This is a genomic window from Halochromatium sp. (assembly GCF_054919635.1).
In genome coordinates this window covers 1-8,605 of sequence record NZ_JBUDPI010000143.1, presented here as the reverse complement: position 1 = coordinate 8,605, position 8,605 = coordinate 1, and the positions used below count along the sequence as shown (strand labels likewise).

The 8,605-nt window shown below is 64.2% G+C and carries 6 protein-coding genes and 1 pseudogene; 1 reads left to right on the top strand and 6 read right to left on the bottom strand.

Features of this window, described 5'->3' with window-relative positions; all coding sequences use genetic code 11:
- The 6 genes and pseudogenes from ACY693_RS10185 to btuB form a co-directional block, all read right to left on the bottom strand.
- A pseudogene (locus tag ACY693_RS10185) lies at nucleotides 1-713 on the bottom strand (hypothetical protein); the annotation flags it as partial.
- 176 nt (nucleotides 714-889) lie between these two features.
- Nucleotides 890-1,960 (bottom strand): threonine-phosphate decarboxylase CobD, encoded by a 1,071-nt coding sequence (cobD, locus tag ACY693_RS10180; RefSeq protein ID WP_462321719.1) that lies wholly within the window; start codon nucleotides 1,958-1,960, stop codon nucleotides 890-892.
- 23 nt (nucleotides 1,961-1,983) lie between these two features.
- Nucleotides 1,984-3,540, bottom strand: a complete 1,557-nt coding sequence (locus ACY693_RS10175; protein WP_462321718.1) for a hypothetical protein — start codon at nucleotides 3,538-3,540, stop codon at nucleotides 1,984-1,986.
- A 76-nt stretch (nucleotides 3,541-3,616) separates the two neighbouring features.
- On the bottom strand, nucleotides 3,617-4,345 hold the full coding sequence (locus ACY693_RS10170) for a histidine phosphatase family protein (RefSeq protein WP_462321717.1): 729 nt from the start codon (nucleotides 4,343-4,345) through the stop codon (nucleotides 3,617-3,619).
- Nucleotides 4,346-4,359: 14 nt separating this feature from the next.
- Nucleotides 4,360-5,493, bottom strand: a complete 1,134-nt coding sequence (locus ACY693_RS10165) for a nicotinate-nucleotide--dimethylbenzimidazole phosphoribosyltransferase (RefSeq protein WP_462321716.1) — start codon at nucleotides 5,491-5,493, stop codon at nucleotides 4,360-4,362.
- Between the two features lie 16 nt (nucleotides 5,494-5,509).
- Complete coding sequence (gene btuB, locus ACY693_RS10160) at nucleotides 5,510-7,414, bottom strand: TonB-dependent vitamin B12 receptor (RefSeq protein ID WP_462321715.1); 1,905 nt, start codon at nucleotides 7,412-7,414, stop codon at nucleotides 5,510-5,512.
- A 274-nt stretch (nucleotides 7,415-7,688) separates the two neighbouring features.
- Here btuB and queG point away from each other — a divergent pair.
- The coding region (gene queG / locus ACY693_RS10155) for a tRNA epoxyqueuosine(34) reductase QueG (protein ID WP_462321714.1) at nucleotides 7,689-8,605 on the top strand (917 nt) is incomplete at its 3' end.

The window sequence follows — 8,605 nt, the reverse complement described above, 5'->3', positions numbered from 1 at the left end:
ACGCTCCCTGCCTGGATCAGCCGCGCCGGCAACGCGCTCTGCAGCCGCAGCGGAATGCCGCCTGGCAGCAGGATCGGACCCAGCAACAGCTCGCGCGGCTGCCCCGAGACCTCGAGCAGCAGGCGCGTCTGGACACGCAGCGGGACGGAATCCTCGATGCGTCGCATCACCTCGAGCGAGAGGGCATCGGGCTCCTGCCGCTCTCGCGGGGGACGCTCGACGCCTAGCCAGAGTCCGCCGTCGGCATCCAAGCGCGGCTGCGCGACCTCGCTCCCGTCCAGACTCAGATCGAGCAGTCCAACCTCGGCCGGCACCCGCAACACATCGGGCCGCCGTGGCCAGACGAACCGGCCGCGAAGCCCGATCTCGCCGGCGCCGAGCTGAGCCATGGGCCGTCCATCGCGCTCGACCACGGCAACCGCCGTGCCATCCGCACTGACCTGCTGCGGCCATTGGCCCGGACCACCAGGCAGCGGCACCCAACTATCGGCAGCCAGTGTCCAAGCCTGCTCGAAACGCCCCCCAGTGTCGTCAAGCTCCAGCCGCAGTCGTCCCGGCCAGGCGCAGACCCGCTCAGCGGCCCCAGCCGCGCCGAGCGGACAGGCGCGCTGATCCTCGCCAGCGAGCACCCAGCCCTCCCAGGGCGCGAGGGCCGCAGGCACCGATGGCTGAGCATCGGCGGCAATCGCAGCCGACGGCATGATCAGCAGCATCAGCAAAAAAACCCAAAAGAGGGAAAGAGACCCAGGTCGCCGATCGCGCTGGCGCTTAGGCGCCGCATGTCGATGGTGGAGCATCCCCGTGGTCTCCGTTGGCTGAGAGACAGTGACTGGCACCCAGGCGTGGCCTCGTGCCGGAGCCACTGGATGGACCAGGCGCGTTGAAGCACTTAGAGCAAGCGCGCCATGGCCTCCAATAATCGCCGATTTTCGCGTTCAGTGCGCACCGCAATGCGCAGATAGCTCGGATCGAGCCCAGCGTAGTTGGAGCAGACGCGCACCGCGATACCCTCGGCCTGCAGTAAGCGCAACGCCAGATCAGCCGCCGAGCCAGCATCAGCGTCTGGGACCCGCAGCAGGAGATAATTGGCGACACTGTCGAAGACCTGCAGACCAAGCCCGGCCAACCCATCGCTAAGACGGCGCCGCTCGATCTCGATGAGCTGGCGCGTGCGTTGGGCAAAGGTCTCGAGCTCCGGGTCCCTCAGCACCGCGCTGCCGGCCGCTGCCGCCAGGGCATTCACAGACCACTCGGGCAACAGCCGCGCAAGCGCAGCAGCCCGCTCGGCGGAAAGCACCGCATAGCCGAGCCGCAGCCCCGCCAGCCCATAGAACTTGGTCATCGAGCGGATGACGATGAGATTGGGCAGCGCCCAGCGAGTCGCAGAATCCACACCGCTGACGAAGTCAATGAAGGCCTCATCGATCGCCCAATCGACCTGCGGATGCGCCTTGATGAACCGCTCGAGCGCGCTTGGATCGACCAGGCGCCCCGTGGGATTGTTCGGCTGGCCGAGCCAGACCAGATCGCCGGCCTGCACCTGGGTTGAGAGCCATCCCAGATCGAGCGCGAAGCCATCCTCGGGCCGCAGTCGTATTGCGCACAGCGGCCGCTGCCAGACCTCGGCTGAGCGCTGGTAGTCGATATAGGCTGGAGCCGTCACCAGCACCCGTCTGGCCTCAAGCAGTCGAGGCAGCCACCAGATCAGCTGCTCGGCGCCGTTGCCAGGCAGGATGCGCTCGGTACTGATCCCGAGATGATCGCCGATCGCGGCCCGCAGCGCCGTACAGGCCGGATCGGGATACTGCCCGAGGTCGTTGACCGCCGCGATCAGCGCTGCCCGCGCCGCCGCTGGCATCCCAAGCGGATTGATATTGGCGCTGAAATCGAGCAGCGTCTCAGCCGATCGCCCACTGCGCTGGGCCAATGCCCGCAGATCACCTCCATGCCGGCTGCTCAATGTGCGGGCGCTGTTGGCGACGTCTACTCGGTGGCGAAGGCTTCGAGCTGAAGCCAGTACATCAGATCGGTGCTCAGCTTCTTATTGGCTGGATTCTTGATCGATGCCTGGATATGGCAGCCAATGCAGTTTGACCGACCGTAGGACTCCATCGAGCTGTTGGCGAGATACGGTCGAAGCTGAGGCTCTGCGCCCTCGGCAAGTAGGAAGACCTGCGGGAAGATCGCCTCACGGCTGCGACCGGGCGCGGCAACACCATTCTGGCAGGTCATCGAGCCTTGGTTGATCCATTGCGTCGAGATCAGCTGATAGTTGCTCCACACCGATTGCGGACCCAGTGCCGAGCTGCAGGCCTGGTTCAACGCGTGGGCCGTTGGATAGCCAACGCTGAGCGGGACCTGACGGCAGAGCTTCGACTTGCCCCGCTCGGCTGCTGGCGGCAGATCGAGACACCAGCCGGTGTTTTCAGGATGGCCAGTGTCAACCTCCGAGCTGGTACAGACACGCTGCGGATCGGGCGAATTGGAGACCGGCACCTGATTGCAGCTCTGGCAGGCGGCGGAGCCCGCAGCACCGTCCGAGCAGTCCTTCGCGAACAGGTTGTAGTCCCCACTGACCGCGCTTGGGCAGTTGGTGTTTGGACCGCTCCCTTGTTGGTCGCCCTGCGGTGGCAAGCTCGTGCATTCTGGTGCATTCATTCGATGCTCGAAGGTGGACCAGATCCAGCCAGGCTGGCGAACCGTCTTGTGAGCGATGTGCATGCCAACCAGTGCCATCGTCTTCAGCTCGCAGCTCTCAACGCCAGTCACGCTGCGCTCAGCTGGTGAATAGACCAACATCTCTTCGGTGTGGTAAGGACCTCGGGCGAACGAGGTCGCCTGGCCCTGATCCTCAAAATCCATCCAAGCGGTCTTCAGCACGAGTGCGCCCATCCTTGGATCGGCTGGATCACCTCCCTGATAGCTGAAGTCACCGCAGGGGAAGACGACAGGCTCGCTCAGCGAGCCAAAGCCCGCCTTGTTATAGAGGCCATGATCGACCACGAACTCATAGGCGACGGGATTGAGCATGATCGCATAGCGCAGGAATTTGCCGTTGGCATCGATCACGGGGTGGTTCGAGAGCTCGCCGCGCCCTGCCTCGAGGAATGAGTCATCGATCTTGCTGAGCTGGGCAAGTACGCGATAGCTCTGAAAGTCGGGTATGGCCTGGCACGCTGGCGGGTAATACTGATCCCCGGAGCCACAAACACCATCGGCACAAAAACAGTTGCTCGGATCGTTCTGACACTCGATGAGATCAACGGTCGACGACCAGTGATCCCATTGCGTCTGGTTGTCACCAAGCAGACTGGGCTTGGCGCCAACGCGAGGGGCGTTCAGCGCAAGGAAGGTCTGCCAGGACAGCTCATCAAAGGCGCCTTGATCCTCGCTTGGCGTCGCTGATGGGAGTAAGAGCGGGATGTCAGCCGGGAGCTCATAGCTGAGATTACAGGTCGCAGCTGCCGCGCTCACCGCAATCGTGCTGGTGCCGAGCAGTGCGAAGATCAGGGCGACGAAGATGAAGCGAGGGTTGCGCATTCTGTTACCTCCAGAAGACTGGGACGAGCCTAGAAGCCCAAGTCAGTACCGAGTGAGTCAGTCAGGATGCCCAAGGCTAACATGACTCACTAGCAAGTTGGCCATGGGCCACCAAGCTCGGCAGACCGCATCCCATCGGCAGCCGAACCCTTGAGAGGCAGGCGGTTGGGACCTCGATCAGGAGCAACCGCTGCGGCGGAATGCCGAGCAGACCGCCCAAGATGACTCGGATCACGCCGCCATGCGTGATCAGCAGTCGATGATCGCCGGGCTGCTCCATTACCCGGCGCCAGCCGTCGAGCACCCGTTGACGAAAGGCCGCGAACGGCTCCGAATCAGGCGGATCGTAAGCGCTGGGGTCAGCCCAGAATTGCGTCAGATCCTGCAGCGGGATCTGGTCCGCGCGCAGCCCTTCCCAAGCGCCGAAATCGCGCTCGCGCAGCGCCTCCCAATGCTCGACGGGGACCCCGAGCTGCGCTCCAAGCTGATCAGCAAACCCTGCACAACGCGCAGCTGGTGAGCAGAGGATACGATCCCAGGCTGGACCCGCTGTTGTCCTGACCGTCGCTTCGTCAGTAGCCTCCAAGGCTGGAGATCCGTCGGTTCTTTGTGGTCGTGGAGCGATGCTAGTCGCAGCCTCGAGCTGCGCCCAACCGGCCGCATTCAGCGGATCATCGCGTCGCCCCCGAAAACAAGGACCACCCTCGACCTCGCCATGACGAAGCAGGTCGATCAATCGAGATGGCAGGTCTGCGTTCTCCGGCTTAGCCATGGCCTGCCAGGGAGCAGCCCGATAACAGGCCATCGCCAGGAAACGACTCAGTCATGGCTGCCCTTCGCGGCAACACCGGCCTCGGCGAAGGTCGCCATCTGCGCGTGCAGCGCACAGGCCAATCGCAGCAGTGGCACCGCCGCGGCCGCACCGCTGCCCTCACCGAGGCGCATCTCCAGATCGAGCAGCGGCCGCAGACCGATCGCCTCAACCATGGCCCGATGTCCAGGCTCGGCAGACGCGTGGGCGAGCAACATCCAATCCGCAGCGCCAGGGCAGATTCGACTGGCAGCCAAGGCAGCAGCCGAACTGATAAAGCCATCGATCAACATCGGCACACCATGCTGGGCGCAAGCGACATAGGCACCCGCCATGGCCGCGAGCTCAAAGCCACCCAGATGCGCCAGGGCATTCGTTGTCATCTCGAACGACCTGGCGATCGAGCCCTCCCTCGGCGCAGTGGTCGTCTTCAGGGACGGCGTATCCAGCTGCAGCTGATCGCGATGCCGTGCCAGGGCCCGGTCGATCAACAGCCGCTTGCGCTCGATCCCACCGCGATCGAGGCCGGTGCCGGGGCCGACGAGATCGGCAGCGGGCAATCCGAGCAGTGAGCAGGTCAGCGCCGTTGCCGCAGTGGTGTTCCCGATGCCCATCTCTCCGGCAATGAACAGGTCGGCACCGGCCACCCTCGCCCGCTGAGCCGCTGCGGCGCCCTCGGCCAGCGCTAGCCCAAGCTGCTCGGTTGACATCGCCGGTTCTTCGGCGAGGTTGGCGGTACTCGCAGCGATCACCGCCTCTCGGATCAGCGGATGCGCCGCCACGGGCGCGACGGTACCGAGATTGACCAGCTCGATCCCGGCGCCGATCTGGCGCGCCAGTACACTGATCGCGGCACCCCCAGCGGCCATGTTGGCGATCATCTGCGCTGTGACCGCCTGAGGAAACGCCGAGACGCCTGCCGCTGCAATCCCATGATCCGCTGCGAAAACGACGATCTGCACCTGTTCCAGCGCGGGCTGCGCTCGCCTTTGCAAGGCGGCAAGCTGGATGGCGACTTCTTCGAGCCGTCCGAGTGAGCCGGGCGGCTTGGTCAGCTCGCCTTGGCGGCTGATGGCCGCTTCCCGCGCCTGCAGATCAACCGCTGCGGCCGGGGCTTGAAGCCAATCGAGGTCAAGGCTCACGGCAATTCCTCCTGTCCTAGGGCACGTAGCGAAGGGAAACGAAGACTGTTCGGCCCGGCTGATTAAAGAAGGCAGCGGTCTCGTAGTCTTCGTCGAAGAGGTTCTCGATCCGACCCTCGATCCGCAGCGCCTCGGTGAAGGCGTAATCGGCGCGCAGGTCGAACAGCGTATAGCCATCGAGACGGACGGTATTGGCGTCGTTGTCGAAACGGCGGCCAGCGGCAAACAGCGTGCCGCCAACGCCGATCTTGCCGAACTGACGGTCGGCATCAAGCCTGAACGTCTGCTGGGCACGCCTTGGCAGCAGGTTGCCGTTGTTCGGCCCGTCGCTCGCGTTGCGCGGATCGAGCAGGGTCAGGTTGGCATCGAGCAGCCAACCCGCCACATCGGCCGTTCCCCAGAGCTCCAGGCCACGGATTTGCGCCCGGTCGATATTCTTCGGGGAGAAGGTTGCGGGATCGAAGGCAATCAGGTCGTCGACATCGGTCTGGTAGGCATTGAGCGCCCAAGCCCCCCAGCCATGGCGACCCGAGATACCGAGCTCGAGGCTACGCGAGTTTTCCGGCTCGAGATCGGGATTACCGTAACCGGGATAGTAGAGATCGTTGAAGGTCGGCGCCTTGAAGGCCGTGCCATAGGCGGCGGTCAGGCGCAACCCATTGTCGAACCCGTAGCCCCAGAGCGCGTTGCCGGTGGTCTTGCCGCCGAACTGATCATTGTCGTCATGGCGCAGGCTGAGCTGCAGGTCTTGGCCGAGCAGGCTGCCAAGGTACTGGCCGAAGACACCGGTGGTCTCGCGTGAGGTCTCGTCGTAAGCGGTCGGGGTACTGAGCTCATCGCGCAGGTAATCGATACCGAGTGTTGCCAGCTGCTGCGGCGCGAAGGCGATATCGTTCTGCCAGCTGAGCTGATCGCGACGGGTATCGAGCCGGTTGATGAAGAGGCCGTCGGCGAATACCTCGCTGTCGTCCCAGCTACGCCCGGCGCGCAGGGTCAGTGTCCAGGGGTCGAGCGGTTTGGCGACGACGTTGACGCCGGCCACCTGCAGCACCTGACGCTGCTCGTTGCCGTAGAACAGGCTGCCGTCGTAGTCGAGATCGCCGACCGAGCGCAGGACATTGATGTCCAGCTCAAGCCGGTCCGAGAAGGTCCAGCCGGCACGCAGCGAGCCATTGCCGTTGCGGTAACCATCGTCATCGAATTCGTAGACACCGCAGCCCCCGCCGCCCGCACTGCGCGGTCGACCAGAGCAGACGTTGAAGCCTTGGGTCTGCTCGAAGCCGAGGCCGACATCGAACCAGCCTGTGCCATAGTCGGTCTCGGTGCCCGCGGAGAGTCCGAACTGCGCGTTGGCGGTATTGTGGGTTCCGGCGCCTAGCAGGAGTCTGGGGGTCAGTGGTCCACCTTGCCCTCGGCGCGTGAAGACCTGGACTACGCCGCCAATCGCCTCCGAGCCGTAGAGACTGGAGCTCGGGCCGCGCACCACCTCGACCCGCTCGACCTGCCCGAGCGGGATCGAGGCCCAGGGCAGAAAGCCGCTGCTCGCTGAGCCGACGCGCACGCCATCGATCATTAATAGCGTATGATCCGGCCGGGTACCGCGCAGGTAAACCGAGGTGTTATGCCCAAGGCCGCCATTGGTGGCGATCTCGACGCCGGGCAGTCCGCGCAGCACATCGTTCATGGTGCGCGACTGGCGCCGATCCATCTCCGGGCGGTCGATCACCGTCACTGAGGCCAGGGTCTCATCGGCGGTCTGCGCAGTGCGAGCCGCGGTGACGACGATCGGGTCCAGCTCGCCAACGTCCTCGACCTGCGCCATGACCGCCGTGCTCAGCCCGGTCATCAATCCGGTCATCACCCCGGTCATCAACAGGGCCAAAGTCACCGCAGGTCCAATCCTCGACAGCAACCGTTTCATTCAGCATCCTCTCACCACGCGACCCAGGGTCTAGTCGCAGCGATTGGCCCATCTAGACGCATCGATTGAGGCAGCTGGGCGCAAAAAACGCGCCAGTATATCGAGCACGATCTTCGGCCCGTTTGATCTCAATCAGAGTCTGTCGCAGCGCAAGGATTGGCTCGACGCAGGCTTGATCCACAACTGGCCAGCGACGGAGCAGATCGCCTATGCTGAGCACTGTGATCACGAAGCGTTAGTCCGCTACCGCTCTTTGTCGCGGCCGCCGAGAACCATGCCCGTCGAGCAACGCCAACCCTTATCGCCAGAGCGGCTCGAGGCGCTCAAGCGCGATCTCAAACGCTGGGGGCACGAGCTTGGCTTTCAGCAGATCGGCGTCACCAACTGCGATCTTGCTCAGGCTGAGAACCGGTTGCAGCATTGGCTCGGCGAGTCGATGCATGGGGACATGGAGTACATGGCCCGGCATGGTCGCAAACGCACACGCCCTGCACAGTTGGTGCCTGGCACCCTATCAGTGATCTCGGCGCGGATGGACTATCTGCCCGAGCATCAGCAGGTAATGGACGCCGCGCTGGCCGACCCAGGGCGGGCCTTCGTCTCGCGCTATGCGCTCGGGCGCGATTATCACAAGGTGCTGCGTGCAAGGCTGAAGCGCTTGGCGCAACGGCTCGAGTCGCAGATCGGGGTCTATGGCTGGCGCGTCTTCGTCGATTCAGCGCCAGTGATGGAGAAGCCGCTGGCCGAGAAGGCCGGCTTGGGCTGGATCGGCAAGCACACCAATCTGATCAACCGCCAGGCTGGCTCCTGGTTCTTCCTCGGCGAGATCTACTGCGATCTGCCGCTGCCGCCCGATGCCGCTGCCGAGGAGCATTGCGGCCGCTGTCAGGCCTGCATCGACGTCTGCCCGACCAAGGCCATCATCGCGCCCTGTCAACTCGATGCACGGCTCTGCATCTCCTATCTGACGATCGAGCATTTCGGGCCCATACCTGAATGGTTGCGCCCGAAGATTGGCAATCACGTCTACGGCTGCGACGATTGCCAGCTCTGCTGCCCCTGGAATCGATTCGCGCGGCTCACCGAGGAGAGCGACTTCTTCGCCCGCCACGGCCTCGACACCGCCACCTTGATCGAGCTCTTCGGCTGGGATGAGCCGGACTTCCTGAAACAGACCGAGGGCAGCGCGAT